Source organism: Enterovibrio norvegicus FF-33 (assembly GCF_000286835.2).
Classification (GTDB): Bacteria; Pseudomonadota; Gammaproteobacteria; order Enterobacterales; family Vibrionaceae; genus Enterovibrio; species Enterovibrio norvegicus_A.
In genome coordinates this window covers 855,662-873,164 of record NZ_AJYD02000038.1, presented here as the reverse complement: position 1 = coordinate 873,164, position 17,503 = coordinate 855,662, and the positions used below count along the sequence as shown (strand labels likewise).

Genomic DNA, 17,503 nt, shown 5'->3' with positions numbered 1-17,503 from the left:
AATAAAAGATGATTGTAAGAACTCTTGAAGAGTGCCAAAACAGCGAGCGTCGCGTGGTATCAGAAACGTGGGAAAGCGTTCGCATGCTGCTCAAAGACGACAAGATGGGATTTTCTTTCCACATCACGACGATTTACGAAGGCACCGAAACGCACATCCACTACAAAAATCACTTAGAGTCAGTGTACTGCATGTCCGGCGAAGGTGAGATCGAAGTGGTCGGCGGTGAAACCTATCCAATTAAGCCGGGTACGCTTTATATTCTCGACAAGAACGATGAACACTATCTGCGCGCCTACACAAATAAAGAAATGGTGATGGCCTGTGTCTTCAACCCGCCCATCACAGGCAATGAAGTCCACGACGAAAATGGCGTTTACCCGCTAGTCGACTGATTTACCCCCACCGCTTTAGGGAGCAATTTGCTCCCTTTCATTTATCGTCTTGGCAAGCAAAGGATTCATCCATGACTTATACCGTAGAAAAGATCGGTGGCACATCTATGTCGGCATTTGATGCCGTTTTGGACAACATTTTCCTCCGCCCCGCTTCCCCCTATAATCGCGTTTTTGTCGTTTCTGCTTACGGCGGGATTACCGATGCGCTATTGGAATGTAAACGCACCGGAGAGCCTGGTATTTATCAGCTTGTCGCAAAGCGCGATGACAGTTGGATTGAAGCCTTCCATGCACTCAAACAGCGTTTGCAGCTCATTAATGGCAACATGTTTGCCGACCCATTGAGCCGCACTCGCGCTGACAACTTCATTTGTTCACGTGTTGATGAGGCACAAAACTGCATCACCAACATTTTAGCGACTTGCCAGTACGGTCAGTTCACACTGCGTCAGTACCTTCCTCAAATCCGAGAGTTTTTATCTTCAATCGGCGAAGCGCACAGTGCGTTTAACACGGCCCTGAAGCTAAGAACTCTTGATATCAACGCACGTTTTGTTGATTTGTCAGGCTGGGATAACACACTGCAAGGTAACCTTGATTCCGTCATCTCTAGCGCGTTTAAAGACATCGATGTCAGCACCGAGTTACCCATTGTGACAGGCTATGCGTATTGCGATGAAGGACTAATGAAAACCTATGATCGTGGCTACAGCGAAATCACCTTTAGTCGCATTGCCTGCAATACATCGGCTGATCTTGCCATCATCCACAAAGAGTACCATTTGAGTAGCGCAGACCCACGTATTGTCGGCCCTGAAAACGTGCTGCCAATCGGTCAATCCAATTTCGATGTGGCCGACCAACTGGCCAATTTAGGGATGGAAGCCATTCACCCAAATGCCGCCTCAGGCCTTCGTCAGAACAATATTCCGCTTCAAATTAAGAATACCTTCGAGCCAGAACATAAAGGCACATTGATTTCGAAAGCGTATCAACCAGAAGCGCAAAAAATCGAAATCATCGCGGGAAAAAATAAGGTGTTTGCACTCCACATCTTTGATCAGGCGATGGTGGGCAAGATCGATAATGTAAGTTACGAGTTAATGGAAATCATCGCGGATGAGCGTGTGAATTTGGTTGGTAAAGAGATGAACGCCAACTCCATTACTTACTATTTGAGCGGCGCGTCAAAAAGCCTCAATCAAATGCTTTATCGCGCAGAAAAGCGTTTTCCTCATTCCACCATCACGGGCCATATGGTGGCACTGATCTCCGCAATCGGATCAGAAATCAATACCAACACAACGCTGAGTAAAGGCGTATTGGCCTTGATGAGTCACGACATTTCACCCATCGCCGTTCACTCATCGATGCGTAATGTGAACGTGCAGTTCGTCGTCAAAGATAATGTCTATGAAAACGCGATTCGCGCGCTGCATCAGGAGTTTTTTTCCAAGCAAGCTCGTAAGCAAGTCGCGTAGCGATTCGGCAAACTTAAAGAAATCCCAATCGGATTAAGTCAGCGGTCAGACAGTACTAAAAAAACAGGGCCAGCGATCATGCATCGCTGGCCCTGTTTTTTAAGATAAATATCAGCTAAAAATCTAAGCCAGAAGATTAACGCGCTTTAATCAATACCGATGTGTCCATGCGCCCCAAGCCTTGGGTTTGAAGTTCGGCATACTTTTCATCAACGGCTTTGGTAAGAGGCAGTGCTAAGCCTTTGGATTTAGCTTCATCAAGACAAATCCCTAAATCCTTGCGCATCCAATCAATGGCGAAGCCAAAGTCAAACTTATCCTGCGCCATTGTTATTGCACGGTTTTCCATTTGCCATGAACCCGCCGCCCCGTGCTTAAGAACATTCACCATTTGTTCAACGTCTAAGCCAGATGCTTGCGCCAAGGTTATACCTTCACTCAATCCCTGCAAAATACCGGCAATGCATATCTGATTAACCATTTTACAGCGCTGACCTTGGCCGTTTTCGCCCATCAATACCGCTTGCTTAGAATATGCATCAATCACGGTCTTTACGTCAGCGAATACGTCGGCATCTCCGCCGCACATCACCGTCAATGCACCATTTTCTGCGCCCGCTTGTCCGCCCGATACAGGCGCATCAATAAAGTGAACACCCTTTTCGCGACACGCACACGCTAGTTCCATTGCCAATTCAGCCGATGTGGTGGTGTGATCCACCAGCACGCTGTCAGGTTTCATACTGGCAAGAACGCCAGTCTCGCCATATACCACGCTACGAACATCGTCATCATTGCCCACGCACACAAACACCATATCGCAGTTTTCAGCCGCATCACGAGGGGTTAACTCAACCGAGCCTTGATAAGCTTCTGCCCACTTCTCAGCGCGTGCTGTTGTGCGATTAAATACGCGAGTCGCATGGCCTGCCTTGGCCAGATACCCTGCCATGGGATACCCCATCACACCCAACCCAATGAATGAAACCTTCTTGTTTGTCATCTCCGCTTCCCTAGCCTCTACAGTAAAGGAACGTTGTAACGTGACGATAGACAGGAAACAAGCAAAAGTTCCTTTTGATCTTGGCGTTATAGACAGAAACCTCGTTGCTATTAATCGAAAGCATACGCGCACATTAACCAATAAAGTGCTACCCTAACGCGGACTTATCTTAAGAGATGCTAAAAATGAGCAAACTGACTGCAGATACCCAAGCGAACCTGATGCTTTTCGTTGAAGAAACCCAACGCACCCAAGTGGTGTGGGGCTTGAAAAACGAAGAAGATGGTTGGCTGGCTTGCGACTCTTCTGAATTCGAAAACAGCGAAGTAATGCCTTTCTGGTCTGCAAAAGAAGATGCAGAACATCATAATGTCGAAGAATGGGCTGATTTCGATGTCGTTGAAATCCCGTTGGATGTGTTCGTTGAGGATTGGTTAGTCACGCTCAGCGAAGATGGCGTACTGGTTGGTACCAACTGGAATGCAGAGCTAGAAGGCAAAGAACTTGAGCCTACGGAACTCGCGAAACTATACCTGTAGTCAAACGACTCTGACAGATGCAAAAAAGGGGCTAGCGGTGTTATCCGCCAGCCCCTTTTTTATATCAGTCGATACACAATCGTTCACTTAGAAACTAGAAACTAGAAACTAGAAACTAGAAACTAGAAACTAGAAACTAGAAAAGATTAGATCATTCACCGCTATGTATTACACCGCGACCGAGTCATATAATGCGATTCCAGTCAGTACCGACATTTCATCAAGATACTGGCGAACATGACCCGGATAACGCAGCCCTTTTATCACGGTATAATTGCGTAGGAACGGAAAGAGATTTACGTCGTCATATGTCAGTTGATTATGACGCTGTGAAGGCGGCACCAGCCAATCAAGCTTGAACAATTCCACGTTCAATTTGGCAAGATATTCTTCACTGTTAGCAAAAGCTTCGTCAAACGTCATTCCAATCATGGCGGATTTGTTTTTGATAAACCATGCATTCGCCTCTTCAATTTGAAATTCCGGTAAATTGATCATCATCCAACGCGGATAAATCAGGTGAGAACCGAAATATCCAGCCACTTCCATCCACGATGAAATGCGATCACTCTGACGGCCAGCGGCCACAATAGGTTGCCCATCCACGTTGTCAAAGTACGCCGCGATATCAAGACTTTCAGCCATATAAGAACCATCAGGCGTTTCTAGAATCGGTACCAAGTTAGCACCCACTTTCTCGACACGTGCCTCAACATCATGATTCTGAAGATAGACAAGCTCCACATCCACCTTTTTCAAGCCGGCGACCATCATAGCCTTGATACAGAATGGGCAATGATCGAACACGAACAGTTTCATACAACATCCTTTTTTGAAACACGGCATGTGCCCACGTTTTGTTGTGGCACAGAATTGGAATCGCGATTGTAATGAGTTTTATCAACAAGCGATATGACGCCCTCCGCAATCTGCATAAAGGGCAAAAATCCATGCCACATTCCAAAGCAGGAGAAGACGAAAACTAGACCGCGGCTTTTTTTGGTGTTCGCGTAAACAAAAGATAAACCAGAGGCACAATGCAGACAAAAGGCAACATGGCTAAGTTAAGCGTTTGCCACCCTAAGGTGACTTCGAGATTCCCCGCCAACAATGCTGTAATAGTGACACTACCAAACACCGCAAACTCATTGAATGCCTGTGCGCGCGATTTATCCTGAGGCAAATATGTCTGGGTGAGTTTACTGGTCGCACCAATAAACATGAAATTCCACCCAACCCCAAGCAGAACCAAAGCCACACGGAAATGCCACTCCGACACCCCATTCATGTTCACTAAAATACAGGCGATAAAGAACAAGCTCCCCAGCATGATGGTCATACGTGTCCCGATTTTACCAATAATTGACCCAGTGAAAAATGACGGAGCAAACATCCCTAATACGTGCCACTCAATCACCAGCGCCGCCTGCTCGAACTCAAATCCGTGCTTGTGCATAGCAATGGGCGTGACTGTCATCAACAAATTCATCACCGCATACGCGACAACGGCTGCGAACACTGCAACCAAATATCCTGGAGCGCGAATAATGCGAAACACCGAGCGTGGTGGGTTGTTTTTATCAATCGCCGGAGCTGGCGGTAAGCCGATAAATTGCAGAACAATGAGAGAGATAATATAAAGCACAGTGATGCCAACGAAAGCACCGCTAAAATGCGTACCGGGTAGCCAGTGCTGACTGGCAATTGCGAGGTTTGGGCCAAGCACTGCCGCCAGCACGCCTCCGACCATGGACAATGAAATGGCCTTATCACGGCTTTCAGGGGCGCTCACTTCCAACGCAGCAAAGCGATACAAGGTGCCAAATCCGATCCCGACGCCCAGCAGTAAAGTACTGAAGCAAAATAGCCAGAAAGCCGCTTCACTCAAGGCATAAACACACAATAACGCGCCAAAAATGCCAATAATATTGCCAAGCATGAACCCATTTTTTCGACCGACTTTCGCCATAATGAGAGAGGCAGGGATAGTGGCTAGCATCAAACCAACAAACTGAGTAGAAACAGGCAAGGTGACCCAACTGTCACTCGGGGAGAGTTGTTGACCTATCAGGCCATTAACCGAAATGAGCACGATATTTCCACTCATAAGAAGGGCTTGGCAAAGCGCCAACAACCAAACATTTCTATTCATTCCGTGAATATCCAGAGCAAAGGAAAGCAATCATCCGAGTATCCCGCAGCGAGGTAGTGACAGCAACCTTTGAAAGGGTTTTCAATTCATCAACATTTCAAACCTTCGAACAAACAGTCGCCAGTTTACATGCTGGATCACATCTTAAGCCTGTGTAAGGCATTCTAACATTCCTGTCTCGATATTAAGCCACACAGAATCAACAGAGTGTGCAAATCTTTAAATGTTAACAAGCCAGCTCGTATCACTATTTATACTCAAGGAGGGTGTTAGCTATGTCAGTGGTTTCAAATGAGGCAATAGAAATACTTGGGGAATCAGACGTCGATTTTCTCTATGGCTCAACGCAAGATGACTATTTTGATTTGCAACGCGACAACGATGATCTCACCATTGTCGGATTCAGCGGGCATGACACTATGTATTCGGGTCGCGGTGATGACATATTGGTCGGTGGTGCAGGTAACGATTTTCTCTTTGCAAATTTCGGCAGTAACTCGTTGCGCGGCGGTACGGGTGACGATTATATTCTGAGTAAAATCGACTCAGACCAAGATCGCGGCAACTATCGCGATGTGATGCAAGGCGGTATCGGCGACGATACTCTCTCTTCTGAAAGCTCGCAAAACTGCACAATGTATGGCGGAGAAGGCGATGACTTTTTCTCATTTAGAGATCTCGGCGCAGCCGAGTCTGGCGTGAGTTTCTGCATTGGCGGACAGGGAGCAGATTCATTTAATTTCTTTGAGTTTGAGGAAAGCGATGATGTCGACCCAAGCAATACCGTAGTGCGTATTACTGATTTTGAAGTCGGCGTTGATAAGCTCGCGTTCCACTTTTATGGCAATGAATACCTCACCGATCAAGACACTTCATTTATCGTGACGCAACAAGGCGCAAACATGCTGATCAACTTTCAGGACAAGGTATCCATTGTCTTGCATAGTATTGACAGCGCCAATGTCACCACGAGCGACCTGTTTCGGAATGATGATGTAGAGCCTATAAACCCGATTCTTTTCTAACGTTTAGTTTCACCGTTAAAACCTTACCGGTGCACCGAACTGAGGTTTTGGTTGGGCATTGCAGTCCTATCTTTAAGAATAGTTGCCAATAGCAACCTATATACCCGAGCCATCTCAATAACTCAATGCATAACGGCTCGGGTATATTGTCCATACGATCACAGTAACCCTCCTTTCTCTTTCATTACAATTTCGATGCACTTCAATCTATAAGGCATAACTCGTGAACTGCGCTGTGAAATACCGCTAGCGTGTTGTTTTTTTTAACACCATCAATACCATGCTCATAGTTAAGTTGTTTTTGGAAACTAATGTTTTGTCAATAAAACTCAGCCGCACAACCAACACTGCTGGAATCATCAATTCTTTGTGGCAGTCACCTGGCGTGTCTCGGATTGATATGGCCATGAAATTAGGGCTAGATAAGTCTACCGTAACAAAGACTGTTAACCATCTCATTGATATCGGCATGATCGTCGAGCAGCCTCAGGCTGTGTCCGGAAAGGGGGGCCGCCCCAAAGTCTCATTGTTATTCAACGCTGAGTTTGGCGTAATAATTGGTGTCGATGTCAATTCTGATGCCATCAAAGTTTCCGTCATCAACTTGCTCGGGCAGGTGATCTATCACGACATGATCGCCATCGATACCCAAGCCCTCATAGATAAAGCCGTTGCTGATGCTTTGCTACCTTGCATTGAAACCATTCAATCATTGTTCCCCCGTATTTTGGCAATTGGTATTGGTATGCCGGGGCTGATTGATCCAGACAAGGGTCAACTACACGTTTCTCATTCCCTAAACGCTAGGTCGACCATCAACTTTACCTCTCGATTTAAGCGATATTTCCCCTATCCAGTTTTCATCGACAACGATGCAAACTGCGGCGCTTGGGGTGAGCTCATGCAGCAACGAAGCCTGCCCTTTGATCACTTCCTCTATGTGCTGCTTTCAACGCACCATGCGAGAGAGCTTTATCACCGACTAGGGATTGGCGTAGGCGTGGTGCTCAATCGCCAACTGTTTTATGGCGAGCAATTTATGGCGGGGCAATTTAACAGCCAGGCGCTGATGCAAGGCGCTGAACCGACGCCTAGCGTCATCATCGAAGAATTCTCATCACTTGCCGTAAACGTTTGTAGTTTAATGAGTATTCGCCGGATCGTCATCGGTGGTAATGGCATGTCTTTCGGTTCTGAACTCGCGGCTTCACTGCGAAAGCACAGTGACAATCTGGCGGGGTCATTAATCGTCAAACCCAACATCGAGTTTTCATTGTTAGGTCCACAAGCCGCTGCGATGGGTGCAGCCTGTATGGCTTGGCAAAAATTGCTCACACCCGAACTCAAGCTTGCTGAAAGTCTCGGCCTGTCTGAAAACGGAAATCTTTCCATTTAATGGCGAATGACAAGGACGTCTGATGACAATGATATTCCCCGCACCAAAGCGCTACTTAGCAGGATATTCGACAAAACATGTCAATGTCTCTGCGTTAGTATCTTCTTGTCCGATACGCTTTGGGGCTAAAGTATTAATCGCTACCCTCAACTATCGCCACGATCCCGCTCTAGCAAAGCAAGGTTTTCGCATTCGGTTTATGGGGGGATGCCTCGTCGTTGACTATGCCGACCTTCATGGTATTCGCTACGCACATCTCGCCATTAATCAGTTGATTCAAAAGAATGCTGTGATTCGAGAGGACATCGTCATCGAAGATTGGCCAGACTTTCCAACACGGTCTGTTTTGCTGGATATTAGCCGTGATCGTGTGCCGACCATGGCATCACTCAAACGATTGATCGATTATTTCTCTTCACTGCGATTCAACCAATTGCAGCTTTATACCGAACATACCTTCGCTTACCGCAATCATGAGAAAGTATGGGCCAATTATTCGCCAATAACAGCGCAAGAAATCAAAGAAATCGATGCGTATTGTCGTCAACTGGGTATCGAGTTGGTCGCCAACCAAGCTTGCTTTGGCCATATGGAAAAGTGGCTTAATCATGCCGATTATCAACATCTTGCCGAGCAGACGTCGGGCTTTCTCGATCAAAGGGGAGACTTTCGCCCTGGTGCTTTTGGACTGAATCCAATCAGCCCACAAACAGAAACGTTTATTGACGAGTTACTCCAAGAGCTATTGCCGAATTTTTCGAGTGACACCATTAACATTAATTTTGATGAAACCATGGACCTCGGCGCTGGGGCAAGCAAATCTGCCTGCGAGATTTTCGGTAAAGGAAAGGTCTATCTCACTTACCTAAATAAAGTGATCTCTCTTGCCAAATCAAAAGGGAAACAGTGCCAAATGTTTAGCGACATGCTGTTTCGCTACCCCAACCTGATTGACCAACTCCCCGACGATCTCATCTTATTAAATTGGGGGTACGAACCCGATCACCCCTTTGATGCTGAGCACAAACAGCTTTCCTTGTTTGGATATCCGTTTCATGTCGTGGTATCGACAAATTGTTTTGCCTCTGTTTCAGGCCGTTGGCATGCGGCCGTTTCGCATATGCGTAGAGCGGCTAAATCCGCCAAGCGCTTTGGCGCTGAAGGGTACATGGTGACCGAGTGGGGTGACATGGGACATGGGCAGCAGTACGCTATGCCTATCCCGGCTTATGCGTTTGGTGCCGCCATGGCGTGGGGACAAGAGCAGCAACTCGACAGTAATGTCATCGACGCAGTGAAAGGGTTCTACCCTGATGCCACTCATACCGAGGCAGAAGCGCTTATTGCACTACAAGATATCTACCTCTCAACAGGAGTCAAAACCCCTAACTGTGCATTTTTTGGCCCCGTCCTGTTTGATCAAAAATCACGTCGGCACATCAAACATGCCACTGGCGTACCATCCCACACTCTGGATATTGCGCGCAAAGAATTGACTATGTGGAAGCAAAAACTGGCGCTCCTTGATGCCAGTGAAATGATGCCAGATTTACTGTGGACGATCGATGCGCTCGATATTGCTTGTCGCATCGTGCAAGGATATGCCGAAGAAGGCCACCGTCAGGTAGAGCGTTTTTCATCTTCACGAAAAGATACCCTTCGTCATGATGTACAACAGCTTTTGAACACTTATCGAAAGCTTTGGGCGGAATACTATCGACCAGGCGGTTTAACGCAAAGTAGCGAACGATTGGAGTATTTATTGACCTTGCTCGAAGACATCCCCGTTCAGATCGACGCAAAAGAGGCTGTCTTATGACGAACACATTTTTCGAGGTCAAATCGGCGATTCAAACACTTTCGCTGAATAATAAAGTCCTTTTTGTTCATGCTTCTATACGCTCACTGGGCAAACTTGATGGCGGAGCGATAGCGCTAGTCAATACCTTTCTTGACGCAGGGTGCACCGTTATCGTACCGGCATTTAACTACGATACACTTTGTCTCCCACCTAAAGGAGTGGATTACCAACAAAATGGGCATCGCGGTCAATGGCATTTCGAACACACCGAGCCCTTTGATGTCAGCTCAAATCACATCGAACCCTCTATGGGCGCGTTTGCCGCTGCGGTTGTCAACCACCCTAAACGGTTAAGAACCGATCATCCGATCAACAGCTTTGCCGGTGTGGGCCCTAAAGCAGCTGCAATATTGGCACAACAAACTGATGCTGATGTCTATGGTCACTATCAAGGTTCGGAGGTCAAAGACGCTATCGTGTTATCAATAGGCGTGACACCAAAGAGTCTTACCCCTATTCATTGCGCAGAACAACAGGCTGGACGCCGCTTATTCCGCAGATGGGCACTCACCGCCTCAAGGGGAGAAGTTGAGGTTTGCATCGGTAGTTGCTCGAATGGGTTTAATCAGCTTGAGGATGCGATGCAACCTGCGGCGACAAAAATCACAGTGGGATTAGGTGACTGGACAAGCTACTCGCTTGAATCGCTATTGGAAAACTGCACGCGTGCCATCATTGAAAACCCATCTATTACCCAATGCAACATTGATTGCCCGCGTTGCCAAGATATGGTCAGCGGTGGATTGATCATTAACAATTGAATACAACACCGACAAGTGACATCGTCACTTACTGGTGCCTTCACCATCACGACTGCACCGCATTTACCGTCATTAATTCGGTTATATTTTTGACCAACGCCATTTCAGTGTCTACTTTTTAACACACGTGCAACATTAAAGAGTAAGGGAATGAAGGAAATGAAGGGAACTCATAATAATATCAATTACCTAGTAAAAGTAAGCAAGCAAGAAGATCTGGGCGGTTATTCAGCATCATTCTCGTTTACAACCCAATCCAATGACACAGACGTAGAGCAAAAAGCGTATGAATTGATGAATTCAGATAAATCTGTGTCAATTTTCAAAAGCAAAGAAGACGCAGAGATTGCCGCAGAAAAATGTGTACTGGTCTGCATTGATGATGGATTTATTAACTATTGATTCCCCCATGTTTATTCACAAAAAGCACCTCTCGGTGCTTTTTTCGTTAATACGCTGCACCAGATAGATCATCTTTATCGACCAGGCTGCCATTCTTCATACTGTGGCATATCATGCTCATAATTCATCCAGCTGACTTCGTGCGATTTCCAAATACGAAGTGCGGGCGTTTTCTGGGGATCATCATCTAAACAAGCTATACGCAGCACATGAAATGGCATCCCTTCTTTGGTAGAGATAAGTTGGCTGCCGCACACTGAGCAAAATTTTCTCAACTTACCCGGTGAAGATTCAAACTGTGACAATTTGTCCTCCCCCGTTAACCAGCGAAAATCCTCTGGCTTCACCGCCGCACATGTATTGAAAGCCGCTGCATGCGCTTTACGGCATGTGTTACACGAACAATGCATGATCGGTGAACTTAATGCTTCCACCTCATATTGCACAGCTCCACAAAGACAACTTCCTTTCATCTTGTTCTCCTTTCTTATACTTAATGATCACATGCTCTCTAGTCTCGCTCTACATCGATTAAACCCTGTTCTGATCAAAAAGTATACGGCAGAGACAACGTAAAAAATCTCCTTTAAACAGATAGATACAAAAAAGGCACCTTTATAAGGTGCCTTTAGCAGTATGCGAAGATCGAGGACATCTAACGGGCCTAAGCCACTTCAGCAGCTTCCGTCTTCTGTGATTTATCAAACAAAAGCTTGTAACTCATAATGCCAATCACCAGCACTTTGATGATCATCATTTGTGTGTTGCCGTAGTATGCGGCCATACCAACAAAACCCGAGAGCAGCATAAGCTTGCGGTAGTTGGTCAAGGTGGTCATATACAGTGCCAGCAAAATCACACCCAAATCCGCAAACTGCAAGGCAACGGATAACGTAGGCTCTGCAATAAACGCTGAAACCGCCACGTAAACGATGTACATAATACCTGCCGCCATCACTCCGCCCAGACCAAGGATCACGGCCTTTGACGCATTGGTGAAGTCTTTTGCATAGCGGTAAGTATTCAGTGATGCCACTGACAGGTTAAGAATGACTTTCGGCCACCATCCCATCAAAAACGCCCACAACGTATCGTTCGCTGCAGAGCCAAACGCGGCAAATCGCGTAAATTTCATGGTATTGAAAATAGTAATACCGATGTAGAAAGCAACGGATGTCCATCCAAGGATTTCTGTGAAAAAGTCTAACGTCATTCAGGGTATATCTCTTACAGAGGAGCATGAAAAGCTCAAATTTGCGTTTTTTTTAACCGACAGAAAGGACGTAGCCAACTTGCCGAATATTTAACCATTACGCCCGCACAAGTAAGGGGGAAAATAAGGTCTGGAGCGATAATAAGGCGAGAATGACGCGATTATCAACATCTAATGCAGATATATATTATTTTACTTCTTTCATCGAATGTCAGAGACAGCAGAAGCGGCATCCCGTTTGTGGCTAAGGTATTGAATCCAGCTTTCAGTTTGCGTTGTCGGCTCGATTTCATTGGCTCGCTTCGCATGCTCAAGGGCTTTATCTAGATTGTCGAGTTTGTCATAAGCGATTGCCTGACCAAGTTCAGCTTGCGCTTGTTGGCTTGTTTCCGTGATCAAATCCAGACTGGTTAACGCCTCTTGATACAAACCACGTTGAAGTTGTGACTGTGCCAGCGACCAACGATACTGATTGTCTTTCTCCGCTGCTCGCTGCCAAGCCGCAATCGCATTATCCCACTCTTTCGCCAACTGCCAGTAACTGGCTTCCATCGCCAAAGAGGAGGCTTTAGCATTTTTCGTATTCAACTCGAGCATCAAAGCGGCGGCTTTTTCAGGAACACCCTGTTGACCATAAAGTTGTGCCATCATCCTTTTCTCTGAAGGTGACAGTGCGATTCCTTTACGCACCGCCAAAACAAGGGTTTTCAACATGTCAGTTGGCTTATTGAGATGCTGATAACTCGCCGTTAACTGAAGCCACCAAGCCTTATTCTCAGGATCAATTTCGATAAGCTGTTTAAGCGAGGCAATCGTCCCCTTCCATTGCTTCAGCGTGATCTGAGCGCCCAATTTTAGAGACAAAGAAGACACCTTGGCCGCCGCCAGTGAAAGGTGACGATTAATCGCGGACAGCGCTTGTTTTGCTTGCTGATTTTGATAGTGAGCCTGCGCAATACGTAGCCAAATATCAGCCAATTCTTTTTCGGTTGGCGCATGACTGGAGGTAAGTGGAAGCTTGTCACTGGTCAGTGAATAATAACGACGAAGGGCTTCGGCGTAGCGCGATTGCGAAAGCAAGATATCAGCGAGCATACGTTGCGCTGAGCGCTGTGCATCAGGTTCAAGCTTGTTGCTGTCTACTGCCGCTTCTAATGACCTTATCGCTTTGTTGGGTACACCTAATTGCCAATACAAGCCGCCTAACATGCGCTGCACGAAAGCAACGTCATACGTGCTAGCCGTGGATGTACTTTCCAGTACTGTGGTTGCCTCTTTCCATTTTTCCTGCTGTTGCAAGTTTATCGCGCGTTGTACCTTATTGGCAGTACTCGCCGAAAGCGTTGCTGCACCAACAGGCTGCAACATAAAACAAACAGTACAAATAGATGTCAAAATCAAACGAAGCGTTCTCATTTGGCTACCGTAAAATCAAACTTAACGGTTTGACCCTGCTGTGCAATGACTTGACCGTTAATGCGTTGAGGGGCGTATTTCCACTTTTTCAGCGCGCGTAGTGCTTCGCGATCAAACATGCGTTTTGGTTTTGAATCCACCACTTTCAAATCTGTCGGGCGTCCTTTTTCATTTATCGTAAAGCTAATCAAAACATATCCTTCAATACCGCGTTTTAATGCTTTGGCAGGATATCTTGCTTCCACGCGTAAAGTCGGCGTTGCTGCCTGTGCCGTTCCCACCTCCATAGATGGCAAAGCACTCGCAGGCGTCGCAGCGAGCTTCGACACAACAGGCAACGATGTTTCAAAACCCGTGACGCTAATATCCATCGCAATATCTGGCAGTAATTCACTGATGCTGGGTTGCGCGGTCGTATTCGCGGTACTGGTAACTTGCGGATTCAAAACAGGCGTTAACGGTGTTGCAGATTGTGGAGGCGGTTCGGGTTTTGGCGGCAACAAACGTTCTCGGCGTGTTAACTCAGATTCGGGTTCAACCATCACAAGATCGAAAGCCAGTGAGTTGCTTGCACGCCTATCGTTTGGCCGTGAAGGCTCAACCATCGCAGCCATCAGTGCAAACAGTGCAAGCACACAAAACCCAGCAACGGGGACTGCCAATATCCAACGCAGCATTAACCTTGCTCCGCTGCCAATGCAATGTTATCAATACCCGCTCCTTTAGCGGCATCGATAACCGTCACTACCGTGCCGTTGTATGCGAGCTTGTCTGCTTGGATGACCAATGAAGCGCCTGGCTGTTCAACCATGAGCCTTATTAGCGTCGCTTCAAGACGTTCTTCATCCACTCGTTGCTTATCGATATAGATATCATTGCTAGCAGTAATCGCAACGATTATCCCAACGCCTTTTTGTACTGAAGCATGGCTAGCTGCGGGGCGGTTAACATCAACGCCGGACTCTCTAACAAACGTACTAGTGACAATAAAAAAGATCAGCATGATGAATACAATATCCAGCATGGAGGTCAAATCAATCTGGGCATCATCTCTGGGTTTTTGTTGTCGTTGGAATCTCACTGCTGACTCCTTAACGCTTTGGACAAAGAGGCTTCACGGCGCTCGCATGCTTTGAAAAGTCGCGCATGTGCAAACATTCCCGTGAGTGCGATCACCATCCCAGCCAAAGTGGGAAGCGTTGCCATCGAAATACCAGCAGCCATCGAACGTGGCTCGCTGGTCCCATCCATAGCAATAACATCAAATACCGTAATCATGCCTGTGACAGTGCCAAGTAATCCGAGCATAGGGCAAATCACCACCAGCCCTTTAATCAGATTGAGATGACGAAACAACAGAACATGCGCGTCAAAAAGCCAGCCGTCACGAATCACTCGAGATGCCCATGACGCAGGGTTATCGCGAGTCTGCCAGCGTGACACCAAGGATTGGTGAGTATTGGGGAAGATCAGCGCTAAAAAGAGTATCCGCTCTGCCACCAACAACCAACACACCCCTGCGACAATCGCTAACCCCCATAGAATTGGACCACCTTGCGTCATAAAGCCTAACAGTGACTGCCACCACTGTTCAGCAAGGTTTGCCTGATAAACGGTTATCTCTGTCATGCTCGCAACTCGACAACACTCGTGGGGATGGACACTTCAGACTGCTGCGCAACCAAGCTCACACCAATTTTTTCCAGCGTTCCCCTCAGCATTTCAGCCTGCGTCGTCAACATATTGTGTGCTAAGAGTAAGGGCATGGCCGCGACTAAACCCATCACAGTGGTAACCAACGCCATTGAGATACCTCCAGCCATGACCGTGGGATCACTGTTGCCAAATTGGGTGATGACCTGAAAGGTTTCTATCATACCCGTCACCGTGCCCAACAACCCAAGCATCGGTGCTATTGCTGCCAACAGTTTGAGCATCGACAAACCTTTTTCAAAGCCTTGCTGCTCATCCATAATGGTTTCCATCAATCTCAGCTCAAGAGAATCCAAACTTCGGTTAGGTTCTGAGTGATAAACCGTCAATACTCGCCCTAAGGGATTATTACCCGCTGTTTCAGGGTGTTTAATTTGCGCACGAATCATTAAGCGCGTTCTTAACAGCACGACCCCTCGCACTAGGGCAATACCCAAGCCCACCGTCAATAAACCAGCGATGATCTTACCGACAACACCAGCTTGCTGAAATCGTTGCGACAATGTCGGCATGTTTGACAATTGGTTAAGCACCTCGCCGCGAGTAGGATCAATGGTGACAAATTCTCCCGCCTTGGTTTGACGCAAAGTCGCATTCGTCAAGCCCCCGTTGGGTTGATACGGCAGCAGGTTCGCTTGTTGGCGTACGCCATCCCATTCGAGGTAACCGTCTTGACCCACCAAGCCGATATTTCCCAAGCGCTGCACTGATTTTTCATGGATCGCTCCACTCACATCACGCACATTGACCTGCACTGGCGCTATTTCACCACTGGCCACGAGATCGTTCGACATGCCGACAAACAAGGCGTTAAGTTTAGATAGAGAAGGCAACACTTTCGCGTCAGCGATGTCATCAAGTGTACGATTATATTCACGAGCTAGATCGGACTGAGACGCCGACACTGGCGAATCTACACGCCCTTGTTGAAGCTCTCTGCCAACTTGCCTCACCACACCAAAGACTTCCCCTAAACTGCCTGTTTCCAGATGCAGGGTTTGTTCAAGATCAGACAATGTCTTTTCGTTGGTGGTGAAGTTATCACTCAGTGTTTCAGTCTCGCGTTCAAGCGTCTCTTGTTGTGTTTGAAGTGCGGTTAGCTGGTTTTTCAGCGCAGCCTCTTGCTCTTGAAATGCTGACTCACGCTCCCTGTTATGTGCCTTGCCTTCAATGTGTGCAGCTTGAGATTTATCCACCAAATCACTCAGCACGGGCAAAGAAACACCACTCATTAGCAGTGCCAGTAGCAAGTTTGGGAGCAGATTTTTCATCTTCATTTTTGCGCCGCCGGTTGAGAAGGCTCAGTCAAAGATAGCGGCAAACTCAATAGTGTTGGCGCAGCATTTTTGTTGGCAACTTGGTAGGCCAAATGCAATTTATCCCTATCAATGTCGCGACCTTCAGCCGACACTGGCACCCACGCAGAGTGAGGACGGTCGAAATACCAAAATGCACTGCCATCTAGACTTTTAGCGACAAGAGAAAGGCGACCAAGATGGAGAACATCGACATCTCGTATAACCCCATCCAACGTCATTTTTTCCTGATATACGCCCAGCTTAGCGCCATAGTCTAGCTCTATTTGATAAGCTTCGAGGATGCGGCGAAACTTCTCTGCATCACTGACGTCCGCCAGAGACATCATGCTTAAGAGCCCAGCAACACGCTGCTGACGGCGGTCGTGCTTGATCGGTAGATCGGATTCTACCCAGCTATCCAGCGCATCGATCATGAGATACATCAAAGGCACAATGCCTTGTCGTGTTTGTTTGATGTCTTCCAATTGTTGATGAAGGCGATCTTTCTCTTGGTCTTGATCAATAACCAAGTTTTGGAGGTGGTGACGATAAACCTTCAGGTTTTCAATTTCCTGTTGAAGGCGTTCAATCTCAGCTTTCATCTGTTGAGTATTTTCGTCACTCGCATCAATGCGTTTTTGGGAGACGGTTGCAGCGCGGAGTGTGTCAGCCTCAATGGAAGCGGCCCTATCCAATTCAGTCGCACCCACTAAGAGAGGTGTGCTAACTAAGGTGATAACAAAGATGCGTTTGAAGAGTTTCATGAAATAGTGTGTCTCTGGATACTTGGTCAATATTTACACTGTAAAACAATCATGCCAATCAGCCTGATCATACCTGTAAAT

General features: G+C 47.0%; 19 protein-coding genes. 8 read left to right on the top strand and 11 right to left on the bottom strand.

Annotated features, from left to right (window positions below):
• Positions 1-8: 8 nt before the first annotated feature.
• Positions 9-395, top strand: a complete 387-nt coding sequence (locus tag A1OO_RS12115; protein WP_016962415.1) for an ectoine synthase — start codon at positions 9-11, stop codon at positions 393-395.
• A 71-nt stretch (positions 396-466) separates the two neighbouring features.
• Complete coding sequence (locus A1OO_RS12110) at positions 467-1,879, top strand: aspartate kinase (RefSeq protein WP_016962416.1); 1,413 nt, start codon at positions 467-469, stop codon at positions 1,877-1,879.
• A gap of 136 nt (positions 1,880-2,015) precedes the next feature.
• Here A1OO_RS12110 and A1OO_RS12105 read toward each other — a convergent pair whose 3' ends face one another.
• The gene (locus A1OO_RS12105; protein ID WP_017003195.1) at positions 2,016-2,882 is read right to left on the bottom strand and encodes an NAD(P)-dependent oxidoreductase; all 867 of its coding nucleotides are present in this window, start codon (positions 2,880-2,882) and stop codon (positions 2,016-2,018) included.
• A 185-nt stretch (positions 2,883-3,067) separates the two neighbouring features.
• On the opposite strand from A1OO_RS12105, the gene A1OO_RS12100 reads away from it, so the two are divergent.
• Positions 3,068-3,421, top strand: coding sequence for a DUF2750 domain-containing protein (locus A1OO_RS12100; protein ID WP_017003194.1), 354 nt, complete (start codon positions 3,068-3,070; stop codon positions 3,419-3,421).
• Positions 3,422-3,589: 168 nt separating this feature from the next.
• Here the strand turns inward: A1OO_RS12100 and grxB are convergent, their stop codons facing one another.
• Both grxB and A1OO_RS12090 read right to left on the bottom strand, forming a co-directional pair.
• On the bottom strand, positions 3,590-4,240 hold the full coding sequence (grxB, locus tag A1OO_RS12095) for a glutaredoxin 2 (RefSeq protein WP_017003193.1): 651 nt from the start codon (positions 4,238-4,240) through the stop codon (positions 3,590-3,592).
• Between the two features lie 163 nt (positions 4,241-4,403).
• Positions 4,404-5,573 carry an MFS transporter gene (locus A1OO_RS12090; RefSeq protein WP_017003192.1) on the bottom strand — a complete coding sequence of 390 codons (1,170 nt, stop codon included), beginning with the start codon at positions 5,571-5,573 and terminating at the stop codon, positions 4,404-4,406.
• A 275-nt stretch (positions 5,574-5,848) separates the two neighbouring features.
• Between A1OO_RS12090 and A1OO_RS12085 the strand changes: the two genes are divergently transcribed.
• The 5 genes from A1OO_RS12085 to A1OO_RS12065 all read left to right on the top strand — a co-directional run bounded on the left by A1OO_RS12085 (position 5,849) and on the right by A1OO_RS12065 (position 11,018).
• Positions 5,849-6,598 carry a calcium-binding protein gene (locus A1OO_RS12085; protein WP_017003191.1) on the top strand — a complete coding sequence of 250 codons (750 nt, stop codon included), beginning with the start codon at positions 5,849-5,851 and terminating at the stop codon, positions 6,596-6,598.
• Positions 6,599-6,998: 400 nt separating this feature from the next.
• Entirely contained in the window at positions 6,999-7,994 is a 996-nt protein-coding gene (locus A1OO_RS12080; protein WP_241819110.1) for an ROK family transcriptional regulator, read from the top strand.
• A 199-nt stretch (positions 7,995-8,193) separates the two neighbouring features.
• Complete coding sequence (locus A1OO_RS12075) at positions 8,194-9,813, top strand: beta-N-acetylhexosaminidase (RefSeq protein ID WP_017003189.1); 1,620 nt, start codon at positions 8,194-8,196, stop codon at positions 9,811-9,813.
• Complete coding sequence (locus tag A1OO_RS12070) at positions 9,810-10,616, top strand: AAC(3) family N-acetyltransferase (protein ID WP_017003188.1); 807 nt, start codon at positions 9,810-9,812, stop codon at positions 10,614-10,616. The genes A1OO_RS12075 and A1OO_RS12070 overlap by 4 nt, the downstream gene beginning before the upstream one ends.
• Positions 10,617-10,766: 150 nt before the next feature.
• Complete coding sequence (locus A1OO_RS12065) at positions 10,767-11,018, top strand: hypothetical protein (RefSeq protein ID WP_017003187.1); 252 nt, start codon at positions 10,767-10,769, stop codon at positions 11,016-11,018.
• A gap of 74 nt (positions 11,019-11,092) precedes the next feature.
• Here the strand turns inward: A1OO_RS12065 and A1OO_RS12060 are convergent, their stop codons facing one another.
• The 8 genes from A1OO_RS12060 to A1OO_RS12025 all read right to left on the bottom strand — a co-directional run bounded on the left by A1OO_RS12060 (position 11,093) and on the right by A1OO_RS12025 (position 17,422).
• Positions 11,093-11,491, bottom strand: coding sequence for a GFA family protein (locus tag A1OO_RS12060; protein WP_017003186.1), 399 nt, complete (start codon positions 11,489-11,491; stop codon positions 11,093-11,095).
• A 191-nt stretch (positions 11,492-11,682) separates the two neighbouring features.
• A complete protein-coding gene (locus A1OO_RS12055; RefSeq protein ID WP_016962430.1) occupies positions 11,683-12,231 on the bottom strand; it encodes a hypothetical protein in 549 nt (182 codons plus the stop codon).
• A gap of 201 nt (positions 12,232-12,432) precedes the next feature.
• Entirely contained in the window at positions 12,433-13,647 is a 1,215-nt protein-coding gene (locus A1OO_RS12050) for a tetratricopeptide repeat protein (RefSeq protein ID WP_017003185.1), read from the bottom strand.
• Complete coding sequence (locus A1OO_RS12045) at positions 13,644-14,324, bottom strand: energy transducer TonB (RefSeq protein ID WP_017003183.1); 681 nt, start codon at positions 14,322-14,324, stop codon at positions 13,644-13,646. Before A1OO_RS12045 ends, A1OO_RS12050 begins: the two co-directional genes overlap by 4 nt.
• A complete protein-coding gene (locus tag A1OO_RS12040; protein ID WP_017003182.1) occupies positions 14,324-14,728 on the bottom strand; it encodes an ExbD/TolR family protein in 405 nt (134 codons plus the stop codon). Before A1OO_RS12040 ends, A1OO_RS12045 begins: the two co-directional genes overlap by 1 nt.
• Positions 14,725-15,276 carry a MotA/TolQ/ExbB proton channel family protein gene (locus tag A1OO_RS12035; protein WP_016962434.1) on the bottom strand — a complete coding sequence of 184 codons (552 nt, stop codon included), beginning with the start codon at positions 15,274-15,276 and terminating at the stop codon, positions 14,725-14,727. Before A1OO_RS12035 ends, A1OO_RS12040 begins: the two co-directional genes overlap by 4 nt.
• Positions 15,273-16,637, bottom strand: coding sequence for a MotA/TolQ/ExbB proton channel family protein (locus tag A1OO_RS12030; RefSeq protein ID WP_017003181.1), 1,365 nt, complete (start codon positions 16,635-16,637; stop codon positions 15,273-15,275). Before A1OO_RS12030 ends, A1OO_RS12035 begins: the two co-directional genes overlap by 4 nt.
• Entirely contained in the window at positions 16,634-17,422 is a 789-nt protein-coding gene (locus A1OO_RS12025) for a DUF3450 domain-containing protein (RefSeq protein WP_017003180.1), read from the bottom strand. The genes A1OO_RS12030 and A1OO_RS12025 overlap by 4 nt, the downstream gene beginning before the upstream one ends.
• Positions 17,423-17,503 lie beyond the last annotated feature (81 nt).